General features: G+C 38.9%; 15 protein-coding genes. All 15 read right to left on the reverse strand.

What is annotated here, in order from left to right:
• Nucleotides 1–78: 78 nt before the first annotated feature.
• The 15 genes from H4J75_RS10460 to leuS all read right to left on the reverse strand — a co-directional run bounded on the left by H4J75_RS10460 (nt 79) and on the right by leuS (nt 14,718).
• Complete coding sequence (locus H4J75_RS10460; protein WP_182222090.1) at nt 79–942, reverse strand: hypothetical protein; 864 nt, start codon at nt 940–942, stop codon at nt 79–81.
• A 10-nt stretch (nt 943–952) separates the two neighbouring features.
• Nucleotides 953–1,333, reverse strand: a complete 381-nt coding sequence (locus H4J75_RS10465) for a GntR family transcriptional regulator (RefSeq protein WP_070376099.1) — start codon at nt 1,331–1,333, stop codon at nt 953–955.
• 247 nt (nt 1,334–1,580) lie between these two features.
• Entirely contained in the window at nt 1,581–2,549 is a 969-nt protein-coding gene (gene lipA, locus H4J75_RS10470) for a lipoyl synthase (RefSeq protein WP_182215017.1), read from the reverse strand.
• Nucleotides 2,539–3,162, reverse strand: a complete 624-nt coding sequence (lipB, locus tag H4J75_RS10475) for a lipoyl(octanoyl) transferase LipB (protein ID WP_220463210.1) — start codon at nt 3,160–3,162, stop codon at nt 2,539–2,541. Before lipB ends, lipA begins: the two co-directional genes overlap by 11 nt.
• Nucleotides 3,163–3,304: 142 nt before the next feature.
• Nucleotides 3,305–3,568, reverse strand: coding sequence for a DUF493 family protein YbeD (ybeD, locus tag H4J75_RS10480; protein WP_070376102.1), 264 nt, complete (start codon nt 3,566–3,568; stop codon nt 3,305–3,307).
• 173 nt (nt 3,569–3,741) lie between these two features.
• Complete coding sequence (locus tag H4J75_RS10485) at nt 3,742–4,929, reverse strand: serine hydrolase (protein WP_182215016.1); 1,188 nt, start codon at nt 4,927–4,929, stop codon at nt 3,742–3,744.
• A gap of 102 nt (nt 4,930–5,031) precedes the next feature.
• Nucleotides 5,032–5,826, reverse strand: a complete 795-nt coding sequence (locus H4J75_RS10490) for a septal ring lytic transglycosylase RlpA family protein (protein WP_310733545.1) — start codon at nt 5,824–5,826, stop codon at nt 5,032–5,034.
• A 30-nt stretch (nt 5,827–5,856) separates the two neighbouring features.
• Entirely contained in the window at nt 5,857–6,972 is a 1,116-nt protein-coding gene (rodA, locus tag H4J75_RS10495) for a rod shape-determining protein RodA (RefSeq protein WP_182222091.1), read from the reverse strand.
• On the reverse strand, nt 6,972–8,975 hold the full coding sequence (gene mrdA / locus H4J75_RS10500; RefSeq protein ID WP_182215013.1) for a penicillin-binding protein 2: 2,004 nt from the start codon (nt 8,973–8,975) through the stop codon (nt 6,972–6,974). The genes rodA and mrdA overlap by 1 nt, the downstream gene beginning before the upstream one ends.
• A gap of 2 nt (nt 8,976–8,977) precedes the next feature.
• On the reverse strand, nt 8,978–9,448 hold the full coding sequence (gene rlmH / locus H4J75_RS10505; protein ID WP_182222092.1) for a 23S rRNA (pseudouridine(1915)-N(3))-methyltransferase RlmH: 471 nt from the start codon (nt 9,446–9,448) through the stop codon (nt 8,978–8,980).
• Between the two features lie 28 nt (nt 9,449–9,476).
• Nucleotides 9,477–9,794 carry a ribosome silencing factor gene (rsfS, locus tag H4J75_RS10510; RefSeq protein ID WP_070376106.1) on the reverse strand — a complete coding sequence of 106 codons (318 nt, stop codon included), beginning with the start codon at nt 9,792–9,794 and terminating at the stop codon, nt 9,477–9,479.
• A 70-nt stretch (nt 9,795–9,864) separates the two neighbouring features.
• Nucleotides 9,865–10,533 (reverse strand): nicotinate-nucleotide adenylyltransferase, encoded by a 669-nt coding sequence (gene nadD, locus H4J75_RS10515; protein ID WP_182222093.1) that lies wholly within the window; start codon nt 10,531–10,533, stop codon nt 9,865–9,867.
• Nucleotides 10,520–11,563 carry a DNA polymerase III subunit delta gene (holA, locus tag H4J75_RS10520; protein ID WP_182222094.1) on the reverse strand — a complete coding sequence of 348 codons (1,044 nt, stop codon included), beginning with the start codon at nt 11,561–11,563 and terminating at the stop codon, nt 10,520–10,522. The genes nadD and holA overlap by 14 nt, the downstream gene beginning before the upstream one ends.
• The gene (gene lptE / locus H4J75_RS10525) at nt 11,563–12,084 is read right to left on the reverse strand and encodes an LPS assembly lipoprotein LptE (protein ID WP_259364662.1); all 522 of its coding nucleotides are present in this window, start codon (nt 12,082–12,084) and stop codon (nt 11,563–11,565) included. Before lptE ends, holA begins: the two co-directional genes overlap by 1 nt.
• Before the next feature lie 30 nt (nt 12,085–12,114).
• Nucleotides 12,115–14,718 carry a leucine--tRNA ligase gene (leuS, locus tag H4J75_RS10530; protein ID WP_182222095.1) on the reverse strand — a complete coding sequence of 868 codons (2,604 nt, stop codon included), beginning with the start codon at nt 14,716–14,718 and terminating at the stop codon, nt 12,115–12,117.
• Nucleotides 14,719–14,768 lie beyond the last annotated feature (50 nt).

Raw genomic sequence — 14,768 nt, forward strand, 5'->3', positions numbered from 1 at the left:
CATAAATTGGCCAGCTCATTTGCAAATGTGTTATTTGTCATTGAACTGGCCGTAATAAAGTTACCGGTTAATCAATCGCTAAACTATCGAATTATCGGCCTTATAAACATCAAAATTAATCGTCTCTATTTTAATCGTTCTAAGCATACCGCCAATACCAACAAAGGCGATAACTTGAAAGTAGATACTGTTAATAATAATCTCCATATAACCTAGTTCATAAACATCAACTGCTGTGTTTGCCATTAAAAATAAGCTTAAGAAAATACTCACAGAGCCCATTGATTGTAAAGCAAATTGAGTTTGGCTACTTCTGTCCTTCACTGCTTGGTGGGGATCTAAACGTTTGCCGGTAAGGTGCCAAATGGCTAAACCAATAAAGAGTGCATGTACCAAACTCAGTGTCACTATTTTAATAATTAAGTCGCTGGTAATCGCAAAATTATGAATATATAAATCAAATAAAATATAAGAAAATAATAACACCACAGCTGAAATAACCAATAAAGGTGAAACATAATTGAACAAGTGACGTGGTGTCAAATCTGCGGTGCGGTTGGTACGCTTATTGGCTTTTCTCATCAGTTTAAATTGTCTACACCCAGAGACTTCTAATAACATATAGGGGATAAACTGCACCATACCAAACATTAAGGGTAATCCTTCTGCAAATTTTTGCTTATCACTATAATCTTTTGACATCAAAACATAGAACCCCAGTAATATCAGACCAATAACCAGTATTATTTGATTAAGGAATCGATAACGAACCTTAGCTACATTTAGTTGTTCAGTTGACTCAGGGTAAAGTTTTGGATAACTCTCCGGCGGAAAATTTGTTAAAACCCCATCAATTTTTTTAATTATTTGCTTAGGGTAATAGTATGAAATGAGTATAATTTGGCTTAAAAATAATGTGTAAAATAGAATGTTAATAGACATCTTCTGCTCCTTAATTGTTTTTACTGTTCATTGCACTACTAAAAGCAATACGTATTTCTGAGTCGGTTACCCCTGCCGTTTTACAGGCAGAAATAGCATTATCTAACTGTGCTAAAACATCAGCATTTAAATCCATCTTACTATTTACGATTGCATCAGGGTGAACAAAGGTACCTCGATAACCTTTGCTTTGAATGACTAAGTCTCGTTCTAATAATTTGTAAGCTTTAGCAACAGTTTTACTGTTGAGCTCTAAATCATTAGCCAATTGTCTAATCGAAGGAAGTGGGTCTCCTGGTCTAACCTTATCGCTAATAACCGCTGATTTTATTTGTTCAACGAGTTGTGTAAATAACGGCATCGGATCTTCTATATTAATGGTAATTTCCATATTTCTTTGTCTGCTCCAGTTGTTCCGTGTGTGGTAATGGTACAACTATAACCTGGATCAAAGCAAGTAAAAATAGTTTGTTTTTTGAACTATTGAGGTATTAATAAAAGTGGTTGTGATTTATTTTAATAAAATCAAATTCTTGCGTGGATGTGTTGGTACAGAGGTCGCATACAATAAAGCCTGAATATTTCGATGATATGAGTGATATCGAGATATTCAGGCTTTAGGTTATTTGCAAGGAGGATTACTTAACTTCTTCTCCTGCGGCTTGTTTATCAGCATGGTAGCTTGAACGCACTAAAGGCCCACAGGCTGCATGGTTAAAGCCCATCTTAATCGCTTCAGCTTGATACATATCGAAAACATCAGGGTGAACGTAGCGTTCTACCGGTAAATGATGTTTACTCGGTTGTAAATACTGACCAATTGTAAGCATAGTCACGCCATGGCTTCTGAGGTCGCGCATAACTTGTAAAATTTCTTCGTCTGTTTCACCTAGGCCAACCATTAAACCTGACTTTGTCGGTACTGCAGGATTGGCTTCACCAAATTTTTTCAGTAAATCTAACGACCATTGGTAGTTAGCGCCTGGACGCGCTTTGGTATAAAGACGCGGTGCGGTTTCTAAATTATGATTAAAGACATGTGGCGGATTAGCATTTAAAATTTCTAAGGCACGGTCCATGCGACCACGAAAATCAGGGACTAAAATCTCAACTTTAGTATTTGGTGCATGTATGGCTATTTCACTAATACAATCAGCAAACTGTTGAGCGCCACCATCACGTAAATCATCACGGTCAACCGAAGTGATCACCACGTATTTCAGTTTCATATCTTTAAGTGTTAGTGCTAACTTTTTAGCCTCATCAACTTTAGGGGCTAAAGGACGACCGTGGCCAACATCACAAAAAGGGCAACGGCGTGTACAGATATCACCTAAGATCATAAAAGTGGCGGTACCGTGGTTAAAACACTCGGATAAGTTTGGGCAAGAAGCCTCTTCACAGACTGAATGTAAGTCATGTTTACGAAGCGCTGCTTTTATACTGTCAATCCGTTCTGTCGTACGAGGTAGTTTAATACGTAACCATTTAGGCTTTCTAAGCATGGTTTCACGCTCTGAGGGCACAATTTGAATAGGGATATGCGCCATTTTTTCTGCATCACGCATTTTTGTGCCAGGGATAACTCGAGTTGTTTTAGTGGTCATTCATTTCGTCCCAACCAGTTTTATAACTGATATTATTGGTATTTAATAATTTAGCGAGGTGTTTTACTAAGGATTCACCTGCTTGAGCAGTATCTGTTAATTGACTGATATCGGCTGTTTGCACCATTTCTAGTCCTTGATAACCACAAGGATTTATCCGAAGAAAGGGCGATAAGTCCATATTTACATTCAGTGCCAAACCGTGAAAAGAGCAACCTTTACGCACTCGTAAACCTAACGATGCAATTTTCTTTTCGCCAACATAAACCCCTGGTGCGTCAGGTCTAGCTTTGGCGATAATGTTAAAATCAGCTAATGCGGCAATTAAGCCATTTTCAAGTAGCGTTACTAAATCACGCACGCCCATTTTTCGGCGACGTAAATTGATCATAAAGTAGATAACTTGTTGACCAGGGCCGTGATAAGTCACTTGTCCGCCACGATCTACTTTTACTACTTCTATATCACCCGGCATTAGCAAGTGTTCTTCTTTACCTGCTTGCCCTTGTGTGAAAACGGCTGGATGCTCGACTAACCAAAGTTCATCTTGAGTGTCTTCGTTACGATCATCGGTAAATTTTTGCATCCCTTGCCAAACCTTGGTGTAGTCCATAGTGGCAAGTTGTCGAATGATTAACGAATTTTTCAAGTTTATACTTCACTTAATTCTATTGATGCCGATTATATCCAAATAATAATAGGAATACACCGGACAAATACTAAGGTTATTATCGCTACGCTAAAGCGTAATTTTTTTAAAGAACGTAGCGGACGATATCAATAGCCGTTAATTCTGTATAAATTGTTTCTATATGCTCTTTACTGGTAACCGTCACCGCAATTGAAAGCGAATGGTAAGTCCCTTTCGAACTGGCTTTAATTTTAGGAGAGTAATCACCGGGTGCATGCTTTTGTAGTTCATTAATCACTAAATCAGGTAATTCGTCGCAAGCAACGCCCATAACTTTAAAGTTAAGTACGGTCGGAAATTCTAATAATTCATCAAACTTGGTTTTCATTTTCTCTCTCTAAATAGTACTTGGTCAATAGTCAATCTGGGGGTATTTTATCATTAATCAAATAAAATGTGATCATTGTATTTACCGCTTTTATTATTAATCACAATTTTGTCTTAATAATAAAAAACTCGGCATGAGCCGAGTTTAAAATTACAAGGTTTTTTATTTGCTAACTAGTTCACAAATTGTAGTTTCACATAGTCGACTAACTTGCTAAACATGCCGCCTTCATTAACTTCTTGCAAAGTTACTAACGGGTATTCTGCGATGTCTTCACCGTCTAAGCGTAAAAATAGTTTACCAACAACGGTTCCCTTGGCTAACGGCGCTTTTAATTGTTGGTCAAGTTCAATACTGGCGGCTAAATTTTTACGTTGACCACGCGGGACTGTAATAGGGGTATCGAGTAAAATACCCAAGTCGACTTCTTTTACATCGCCCATCCAAACACGATTGGTAGCAAACTTATCACCCGCTTTATAAGGGGTATAGGTTTCGAAGAAACGAAAGCCATAATTAAGTAACTTTTTACTCTCAACTTTTCTTGCTCGTTCGCTTTCCGTACCCATAACAACACTGACTAAGCGCATTCCACCTTTAGTAGCGGATGAAACTAAACTGTAACCTGCCTGAGCGGTATGACCGGTTTTTAAACCGTCAACATTCATGCTTTTATCCCATAATAAATTATTACGGTTGTATTGTTTAATATTGTTATAACTAAAGACTTTTTGGCTGTAAATTTTATATTCTTCAGGTACATCTCGAATAAGTGCCATTGCTAGTGTTGCCATATCACGAGGTGTTGTCTTGTGTTCTTGGCTGTCTAAACCGTGACTGTTTTCAAAGTAACTACTACTCATCCCTAGTTGTGCGGCATGACCATTCATTAACTGAGCAAATGCACCTTCGCTACCGGCAATATGTTCAGCCATAGCAACACAAGCATCATTACCTGAAGCGACAATAATCCCTTGATTTAATAACTCTACAGAAACTTCGGTACCAACTTCAATAAACATAAGCGATGAACCAGGGAAGTTCTTTGCCCAAGCTTTTTCACTGACTTTGACTAAGTCAGTGTTGTTGATATTACCACTTGCTAATTCTTTACCTATGATATAACTGGTCATCATCTTTGTTAAGCTGGCTGGCGCTAACAAAGCATCGGCATTACTCTCTGCAAGAACTTTACCGGTATTGAAGTCAATAAGTATATGACCTTTTGCTTTAACTTCTGGTGGTGATGGAATAATGGTTAACGCTTGGGAAAAAGATGAAAAAGTTAAAGAAATTGCGCCTAAAAGGCAGAGAAGTTTTGTTGAGGTTTTAGCCGTTTTTTTAGCTAATGGGTAAGTCATAATATTCCTACGAAACTGAATGATAAAAGAAGAATTTTTCAGCAGTATACCATCTTTGTTACTGATTGCTATGGTGCTATCGTGGCAAATTGTTACGAATGATTACTTCAGACTGAATGCTTTTGGATAACCTGATTTTTTTAAACTGGTCAATAGGGTGTTTAACGCCTCTTCATCGTTGATTGGGCCGATTTGTACACGAAAAAGGCCATCGTTCATTGGGATTATGGTATTTATTTGATATAAATTCTCTAGGGCTTGGGCTGTTTTATTGGCAAGTACTTCATTCTTAGTGGCGAAAACTTGAATATATTTACGTTGTTCGCTATCTGTAGGTAAGTTATTTTCAGTCAGTTTTTGTTTTATCTCAGTAACAGCAAAATCAGTAATGGCAGTGATCGTGACATTAGCCACGCCTGTTTTCATCATACCTAGTTTATAAGCCGCGCTGTAAGATAAATCAATAATACGGTTTTGATGAAAGGGTCCGCGGTCATTTACTCTAACAATTACTGATTGACTATTGGCGTTGTTAGTTACTTTTAAGTAAGTGGGTAGGGGTAAATTTTTATGAGCCGCACTCATAGCGTACATATTATAAATTTCACCATTTGAGGTTAAATGACCATGGAATTTTTCGCCATACCAAGAAGCAATACCCGTTTGGCTAAAATTTTCAGCACTTTTTAATACTGAATAAGTTTTACCACGCACCTGATATTGGCTTTTATTCCCCCCTCTACTATGGGGCTCTGCTCTTGGCGTAATATTAATAAGCTCACTTGCCGTAGGCGCTCGGCTGGGCATACTATCTTTGTGTTGTTGATAGCGTCCGGTATTGACACTGCAGGCAGAAATCGAGACTAAAAGCGTCATCATTAATAGTTGTATTTTCACTGGCAGATTCTTTTTATGTTGTTAATCAATTTAAGCAATAAAACGCTTATGGGTGCTAATCGCCATCAGCATGCCAAAACCTGCAAGTAATGTCACCATTGATGTTCCGCCGTAACTGACTAAGGGCAAAGGAACGCCAACAACAGGCAATAAGCCTGACACCATACCTATGTTCACAAAGACATAAACGAAAAAGGTTAAAGTTATACTACCGGCTAATAGTTTTGTGAAGGCATGGTCGGCATGGACAGCAATCCATAAGCCTCGCATCACTATCATTAAATAGACACTGAGCAGTACTGCGACACCTACAAAGCCAAATTCTTCACTAAACACCGCAAAAATAAAGTCGGTATGGCGTTCAGGTAAAAATTCCAGTTGTGACTGTGTACCTTGTAACCAACCTTTGCCATGCAAACCACCTGAACCAATGGCTATTTTTGATTGAATAATATGATATCCAGAGCCAAGTGGGTCTTGCTCTGGGTCAAGAAAAGTTAATACACGCTGCTTCTGATAGGGCTTCATCAAAAACATCCAAAGAACGGGTGCAAATGCCGATGCTAAGCCAATACAAGCGATAATTAGCTTCCAGCTTGCTCCGGCAAGAAAAATCACAAAAATACCTGAACTGGCGATTAACAGTGACGTACCTAAATCAGGTTGCTTAGCAATTAATAAGGTTGGCAATAACACTAAAATAAATGCAATGGTGATGGTAGATATTTTAGCGGGTAAGTCATATTGGCTAACGTACCAAGCGATCATAATGGGGACAATCAGTTTCATTATTTCAGAAGGCTGAAATTTCATAAAACCCAAGTCTAACCAACGCTGTGCGCCTTTACCTATATGACCGAATAAGAGTACGGCGATTAAGAGCAGCAAACCTAAAATAAATACGGGTACCGCCCATTTTTGATAGGAAAGGGGCGGGATTTGAGCAACGGCGAACATCACCAATAATGCTATACCTAAGCGGGTTATTTGACGGTAAACAATGGCTGCTTCTTGACCACCTGCACTATAAACAACAAATAGCCCTAAGGTCATTAATGCTAAAATACCCAACAAAAGAGGCAAGTCAATATGAATTCTTTGCCAGAAACTTCGCTGTTTTTGTTGGTCATGACCAATATTACGCACTAGTTACGTCCTGTGTTTTTGTCAACACCATAAACATTATTGTGTTGTGGATGCTTACTTTTATCGGTACTAATAATGACTCTATCACCAAAATATTGATCCATAACTTGGCGTGCTACCGGCGCAGCATTAAAACCACCACCACCTTCCAAAACATTTTCAACGACAACCGCAACCACTATTTCTGGATTCTCATAAGGAGCAAAAGCCACAAACATAGCATTGTTTCGCTGCTTTTCTTTAGTGGCTTCTGCATCATATTTCTCATCTTGTTTTTTTGCAATAAGTTGTGCTGTACCCGACTTTCCTGCGGCGTCATAGCGAGCACCTTTAAATGCAGGATATTTCTTTTGTGCCGTGTTATGCATAGCATCAAGCACTAAACTCCAGTGCTTACTGTCTTTTAAAACAATAGGGGGTTTATCATCATATTCTGCCATTTTAGTGACCATTTTATTGATAATATTAACATTACCCTCAGTCTCAGCGGTGGTGATTTCCTCATTGATTTTAACTTCTTCCGCGACTAACTCTGCAGTAGCACGTAAAAAATGTGGGATTTTTATGTCGCCTTTATTCGTTAAAATAGAAAAAGCTTGAGCTAGCTGTAACGGTGTTACTGTCCAGTAGCCTTGACCAATACCAACAGCGATTGTATCGCCGGTATACCAAGGTTTATTGTATCGACTACGCTTGGTTTCTCTACCAGGCAAAATAGCGCGTTTATCTTCCCAGATATCAACACCCGTAAGATCGCCAAAACCAAATTTTTCCATCATGTCGGTAATCGTATCAATATCTAATTGATACGCTAAATTATAAAAGAAAACATTACATGAGTGTTCAATGGCTTGATTAAGATCTACCCAGCCATGGCCGGGGGCCCACCAATCGCGGTATTTACGTTCAAGACCTTTTAGCTGAAACCAGCCAGGGTCGTAGAAGCGTGATTCATTGGTAATTACACCTGCTTCTAATCCTGTTAATCCGAGCAAAGGTTTGACTGTCGAGGCGGGTGGGTAACCTTGTACACTTCGATTAAGTAATGGTCTGTCGTTTTTAGGATTAAGTAATTTACGATAGTTTTTACTACTAATGCCATGAACAAATAAGTTTCCATCATAACTTGGGTTTGAATACATGGCCAATATTTCACCACTTCGTGGATCAATTGCTACTACAGCGCCACGCTTGCCTGCTAAGGCACGTTTAGCAATCATTTGTAATTCAATATCAATACTCAGGGTTAAGTTTTTTCCTGATATTGGGGGCGCATAATCAAGCGTTCTTATAATGCGACCTTGATTATTTATTTCAACTTCTTGATGACCAATAGTGCCATGAAGTATATTTTCATAATATTTTTCTAAACCAAGCTTACCTATATTACGCGTTGCTGCATAATCTTCATCTAAATTTTCTTCGGCCAAACGAATTGAATCTTTAAGGTTAATGCGGGCAACATAACCCAAAGAGTGGGTCGTTAAATCACCAAATGGGTAATATCTTTTAAGACGAGCATCAATAAAAAAACCAGGGAATTTGTGTTGGTTGACAGAAAATAATGCAACTTGTTGTGCGCTTAACCGCGAGTGCAGTTCTACTGGTTTAAAGCGTCGTTTGCTTTTTAGTGCTTCAAAAAGTTTTTGCTGCTTTTCTTCACTGATATCAAGCAACTCACTGACTTCTACAATGTGTTTCTTCAAATCAACCGTTTGCTCAGCAATAACCTCAAGCGAATATACGGGTTTGTTATCAGCAAGTAGAATGCCATTACGATCGTAAATTAGTCCGCGATTAGGTGCAACTGGAAGGAGTTTTATTCGATTGGAATTAGAGCGAGTTTGATATTTTTCATAAGAATTAATTTCTAACTCGTAGATATTGCTAATTAAGGTTAACAATAAAGCGAGTATGCCGATAAAGGCAATAAATGTTCTGCGCGCAAATAAATTAGCTTCTGCCGAATGGTTTCGAATAGCAACACGTTTGTTCGATGCCATTATTACTCTCGGTGATACGGGTGATTATTGTTAATGCTCCAAGCTCGATACAGACTTTCAGCAACAACAATACGCACCAATGGATGTGGCAAGGTTAATGGCGATAAAGACCATTTTTGTTCTGAAGCTTTAATACAAGCGGGGGCTAAACCTTCGGGGCCACCAATAAGTAAAGCAACATCGCGGCTGTCTAATTGCCAACGCTTAAGTTGTTGGGCAAGCTGTGGTGTTGTCCACGGTTTACCTTCCACTTCAAGCGTAACAATACGGTTACCTTTTGGAATTGCGTTTAGTAATAATTCGCCTTCTTTTTCTAGAATGCGAGCTATATCGGCGTTTTTACCACGCTTACCTGGCGGGATTTCTACTAAATGAAACGACATGTCGCGCGGAAATCGACGACAATATTCGTTAAAGCCTTGAGTAACCCATGCTGGCATTTTATTGCCAACAGCATATAAGGTAAGTCGCATAATAGTTTAGTTAACCTTCACTATTAGCTTAGTTCCACAATTCTTCTAACTGGTAACGGTCACGAATTTCGTCTGTCATTACGTGAACAATTAAATTGCCTAAATCAACTAACGCCCATTCGCCAACATCATTACCTTCAATACCTAACGGCTCAATACCTTTAGCGCGGCATTCGATGGCAACTGATTGTGCAATAGATTTAACATGGCGATTCGAGTTACCTGAACAGACAACCATATAATCAGCAAAGCCTGATTTTTTTCCGATGTCTAAAGTCGTGATGTCACGACCTTTCATTTCTTCGATTTTTTCAATAACAAATGCGTTTAACGCTTCAACTTGCAAGGGAATTACTCTTAGTGTAAATAATAATGCGCTATAATATCATCATTTTTTCTGCAGGTTAACTAGCAAATTATTTTTGATAGAGTTTTTTTTCAATAATGTAATGATGTACGCATTCTGTTAAGTGATTATTGTGTTTATTATTGCTTAAAAGTTGTTGGCGTATTTCACTTGAAGAAATATTAAGCGACTGGTTTTGATGGAAAATAATGCCGCCGGCATCTTGTTGCTTTATTTCTGCTAGGTCATCTATTTGATGGTTTTTTAATAGTTCTTGGGTGGCGGTATTAATTTGATTTAATTGATAGCCAGGTCGAATATTGACGACAATATGGCATAGTGACAAAATAGTTTGCCATTGATGCCATAGGGTAAAGTTAAGGAACGAGTCCATACCTATGATAAAGAAAACCCGACTGTTGGGTTGTTCTTGTTTTATTTCACGTAGACTTGTTACGGTATAAGAAGCGCTATGTCGTTTTAGTTCGCGATTATCAAGCTTAAATAATGGCTGCTGTTGGCAAACAAGGTTCACCATAGCTGTTCGGTGCATAGCGCTGGCTGTTGTGGTGTTTTTATGAGGTGGCAAATGCGCAGGTAAAAAGAAGAGTTGTTCAACATTAAGCCATGCTGCTGTTTCTTTAGCTGTTTCAATATGACCATTATGAATAGGGTCAAACGTTCCCCCCATTATGGCAATATTTTTCTTAATTTCGCTTACTCGTTTAGCCGAATTCATAATCTAAATTGAATTTTTTGGTGGTTTGTCCGTGATAGAGACTTATACAAACATCTGCCAATAATATAAAAGGGTTAAAGTCACTACTGGTTTTACTGATCAAATCAGTTTGTGCTAAACGCGCTTGAGCTTGATAAATATTGTCACGACTAATATGGTTAAGGGCATACTGATACAGAGGTTTCTTTTTATCCCAAATCCGGTATTTTTTATAAATACTATCGATACTCTCACCTTGTTCAATTTGCTCTAGCATAGTTGATAATTGCGTTATCTCTTTGTGAATAAACCAAATAAGCTGACCGATTGCAGCCCCTTCGTGTTGCAGTTGATCTAACATGCCAATGCACTTTGGCAGGTCACCACTAAGTAAGGTATCAACCACCTGAAAAGGATTGAATTTTGCTTGTTTAATCAGTAATTTTTCTGCGTCTTCAGCAATAATTAGTTGTGTACCAAACAGCAATGAAAATTTTTGTAACTCTTGCTCTAAAGCCGGTAAGTTACCTTCAAAAAGCTCTATCATCAATGGGGTAACATCGTGATGAATATTTAATTTATGCTGTTTGATTTGTTGATTTAACCACTGTTGTAATTGACGACCTTCAATATCATAAAGGGGGACAAAACAACCTAACTGTTCTAATGATTTAAACCATTTTCGTTTTTGACCCGCACTGTCAATTTTAGGACCATGAAAGATTAGCTGTACATCAGGATGAAAGTTTTCACTGAGTTTAAGTAGTATTTTACTGCCGGCGTCAGCTATTTTTCCGGTGACTAGTTCTATTTCAATGATGCGCTGTGCTGAAAATAAGCTCATCGCTTGATACTCTTCAACCAAAAGGTTCCAGTCAAATTTATCGTCAGCACTAAAACGGATAACTTCACTAAATCCCTGTTGCTGACAGTGCTGTTTTATTGTGGTTAAGCTGTTGTTCTTTTGCCAAGGCTCATCACCAAAAACTAACCAAACAGGCTTAAAGCCCTGATTGAGGGTATTAGATAGCTGGTTATGATAGATCCGCATTAGATTTTAATCGTAGAGAGGTCGCGTAAGATTTTATTAGCCGCTTCTTTGCGCATTTCGCTTAACATTAATTCCAGTTCCCGACTTTTAGCAAGCGCAATATTGGGATCATCTTGATAATCGCGATTAAGTTCAAAAACAAAAGAGCGAACATCCTTTTGTGAAAGTACTAGCTGATATCTAACGGTATAAATCAATTCGTATTCTGCCACTTGCCCATTTGGAAATACGGATAAGGTGCGACGGTTTAGGCTGTCTTTTGAAAGTTTAAGTTGCGGGACATTCTCTGTAGCTTGGCTCAGCAACTTTATTTTATTTATCGTTAAGTGCTGCTTAACTTGGCGAGTAAGCTCCCCAAATTTATCAGCGGAACTTAAGTGCAAAGTTTGCAGTTGCGGCGATAATAAATAATCACCGCGTAAAGCAAAGCCACAGCTTGATAAAAACAAGGTGAATAACACCAAAGTAGCCGCGGCTACCCGTGTTTGGTGTTTTGTCGTTTTTTTGTGCATATGGCTCATTTTTATTACCTTTGTAGGACTTTTTCGCGATTAGTTAGCAACAATGTTTAAAAGTTTACCCGGTATATAGATAACTTTACGAATTGTCTTATCATCAATAAAGCGGACCACTGTTTCATCACTTAAACCTAAGGCTTCAACTTCTTCTTTGTTGGCGTTGGCTGAAACGGTAATTTTTGCACGTACCTTACCGTTAACTTGCACGATAATTAACTTCTGGTCTTCAACCAAAGCACTCTCATCAACGATAGGCCAAGATGCTTCTTCAATCGAAGCATTATCGTTATTAGCGCCGCCTAATGTTTTCCAAATTTCATGACACATATGTGGTGTAATTGGTGTCAACATTATAATGACCGCGCGAACGGCTTCTTGCATAACCGCTCTGTCTTCAACACTGACTAAACTTGCTTTCGATAAATGGTTCATTAATTCCATAATTGAAGCTATAGCTGTATTAAAGGTGTTTCTTCGGCCAATATCATCACTGACTTTTGCTATAGTTTTGTGTAACTCGCGGCGTAATGTTTTCTGCGCTGCATTCAAGGTTAATGTGCTCAATAAAGCCACTTCGCCATGTTCTTTTACTTGTTCGCTAAAATCAAAGGCGAGTTTCCAAACACGCTTTAAGAAACGGTGTGCACCTTCAACACCTGAATCAGACCATTCAAGGGTTTGCTCTGGTGGTGAAGTAAACATAATAAATAAACGTACAGTATCTGCGCCATATTTGCCGATAACTTCTTGTGGGTCGATGCCGTTATTTTTTGACTTTGACATTTTACTCATACCAGCAGAAATAACTGGTTTGCCATCAAGCTTGCTAACAGCCGAAGTAACTTGTCCTTTTTCATCACGCTCAACGTCTACATCTGTTGGTGAAATCCAATCTTGACCACCATTATCTGCCTCGCGGTAATATGTATCTGCTAGAACCATGCCCTGACATAATAACTTTTTAAACGGTTCATCACAGTTTACTAAACCTGCGTCACGCAATAACTTGTGGAAAAAACGTGCGTAAAGTAAATGCAAAATAGCATGCTCAATCCCGCCGATGTATTGATCAACCGGTAGCCAATAATTTGCTTTGGCGGGGTCAATCATTTGTGTATCATCGTTCGGTGAACAGTAACGTGCGTAATACCAAGAGGATTCCATAAACGTATCAAAGGTATCAGTTTCACGGAATGCTTCTTCACCGTTATAAGTGGTTTTTGCCCACTCAGGATTGTCTTTAATCGGTGATGTAACGCCATTCATGATGACATCTTCAGGCAATTCAACGGGTAACTGGTCAAGAGGTACCGCGACAGATTCACCATTTGCTAGGTGCATCATAGGAATGGGAGTACCCCAATAACGCTGACGAGAAACACCCCAGTCACGCAATCGGTAGTTAACTTTTACAGAGCCTTTATTTTCACTGATTAATTTTTCTGATATCGCTTTAAAGGCCGCTTCAAAGTCTAAACCGTCGTATTCGCCTGAATTAATTAATAATCCCTTTTCAGTAATTGCTGCCTTACTGAAATCGTCGTCTTTGCTACCAGCAATAACTTGGGTAATCTCCAAGCCGTATTTAGTGGCAAATTCGAAGTCACGTTGGTCGTGGCCAGGAACAGACATTACCGCACCTGAACCGTAATCCATTAAGACAAAGTTTGCTGCCCAAACTGGAACGATGTTACCGGTTAGTGGGTGAATCGCTTTAAGACCGGTATCGGCACCTTTTTTCTCCATCGTTGCCATATCGGCTTCGGTAGATTTATTGGTTTTGCATTCAGTGATAAAGTCGTTCAATGCAGGGTTGTTTTTTGCTGCAGCTAAAGCCAGTGGATGCTGCGCAGCAAGTGCTACGTAAGTAACTCCCATGAGTGTATCTGGACGTGTGGTGTAGATGTCAAAGCTTTCATCTGAATCTGCAACTTGGAAGGTCATTTCAATACCTTCGCTGCGGCCAATCCAATTACGTTGCATAGTCTTAACTTGTTCAGGCCATTCAGTAAGTTGGTCTAAATCTGTAAGTAACTCTTCAGCGTAATCAGTAATTTTAATAAACCACTGTGGAATTTCTTTACGTTCAACCGGTGCGCCTGAACGCCAACCACGTCCGTCAATAACCTGCTCGTTTGCCAATACTGTTTGATCAACGGGATCCCAGTTGACCGTAGCATTTTTCTTATAAACTAAACCTTTTTCGTAAAGTTGCGTAAAGAACCATTGTTCCCATTTGTAATAGTCTTTTTTACAAGTCGCTAATTCACGGCTCCAGTCGTAAGCAAAACCCAGTGATTGTAATTGGTTACGCATGTAATCAATATTTTCATAGGTCCATTTAGCCGGCGCTGTTTTGTTTTTAATTGCCGCATTTTCTGCAGGCAAACCAAATGCGTCCCAACCCATAGGTTGCATAACATTTTTGCCTTGCAGGCGTTGATAGCGAGAGATAACATCGCCTAAACTATAATTACGCACATGCCCCATATGTAAACGTCCACTTGGATAAGGGAACATAGCAAGACAGTAATATTTTTCTTGGCCGGGCTTTTCTTCGGCTTTAAAGGTATTGTTATCAGTCCAAAATTTTTGAACTTGCGCTTCGATAGCTTGGGGATTGTAAATGGATTCCATTAAAGATTTCTCAAACACTTTAGAATGTGGTGTTCATTAGCCAATCAATA

Source organism: Colwellia sp. BRX10-1, assembly GCF_014077545.1.
Lineage (GTDB): Bacteria > Pseudomonadota > Gammaproteobacteria > Enterobacterales > Alteromonadaceae > Colwellia_A.

Bases quoted from the DNA above. Each gene is read 5' to 3' on its own strand.
- H4J75_RS10460 (WP_182222090.1), bottom strand. From the start codon at position 942: ATGTCTATTAACATTCTATTTTACACATTATTTTTAAGCCAAATTATA.
- ybeD (WP_070376102.1), bottom strand. From the start codon at position 3,568: ATGAAAACCAAGTTTGATGAATTATTAGAATTTCCGACCGTACTTAAC.
- holA (WP_182222094.1), bottom strand. From the start codon at position 11,563: ATGCGGATCTATCATAACCAGCTATCTAATACCCTCAATCAGGGCTTT.
- rlmH (WP_182222092.1), bottom strand. From the start codon at position 9,448: ATGCGACTTACCTTATATGCTGTTGGCAATAAAATGCCAGCATGGGTT.
- leuS (WP_182222095.1), bottom strand. From the start codon at position 14,718: ATGGAATCCATTTACAATCCCCAAGCTATCGAAGCGCAAGTTCAAAAA.
- H4J75_RS10485 (WP_182215016.1), bottom strand. From the start codon at position 4,929: ATGACTTACCCATTAGCTAAAAAAACGGCTAAAACCTCAACAAAACTT.
- H4J75_RS10465 (WP_070376099.1), bottom strand. From the start codon at position 1,333: ATGGAAATTACCATTAATATAGAAGATCCGATGCCGTTATTTACACAA.
- lipB (WP_220463210.1), bottom strand. From the start codon at position 3,162: ATGGACTACACCAAGGTTTGGCAAGGGATGCAAAAATTTACCGATGAT.
- lptE (WP_259364662.1), bottom strand. From the start codon at position 12,084: ATGAGCCATATGCACAAAAAAACGACAAAACACCAAACACGGGTAGCC.
- mrdA (WP_182215013.1), bottom strand. From the start codon at position 8,975: ATGGCATCGAACAAACGTGTTGCTATTCGAAACCATTCGGCAGAAGCT.
- nadD (WP_182222093.1), bottom strand. From the start codon at position 10,533: ATGAATTCGGCTAAACGAGTAAGCGAAATTAAGAAAAATATTGCCATA.
- lipA (WP_182215017.1), bottom strand. From the start codon at position 2,549: ATGACCACTAAAACAACTCGAGTTATCCCTGGCACAAAAATGCGTGAT.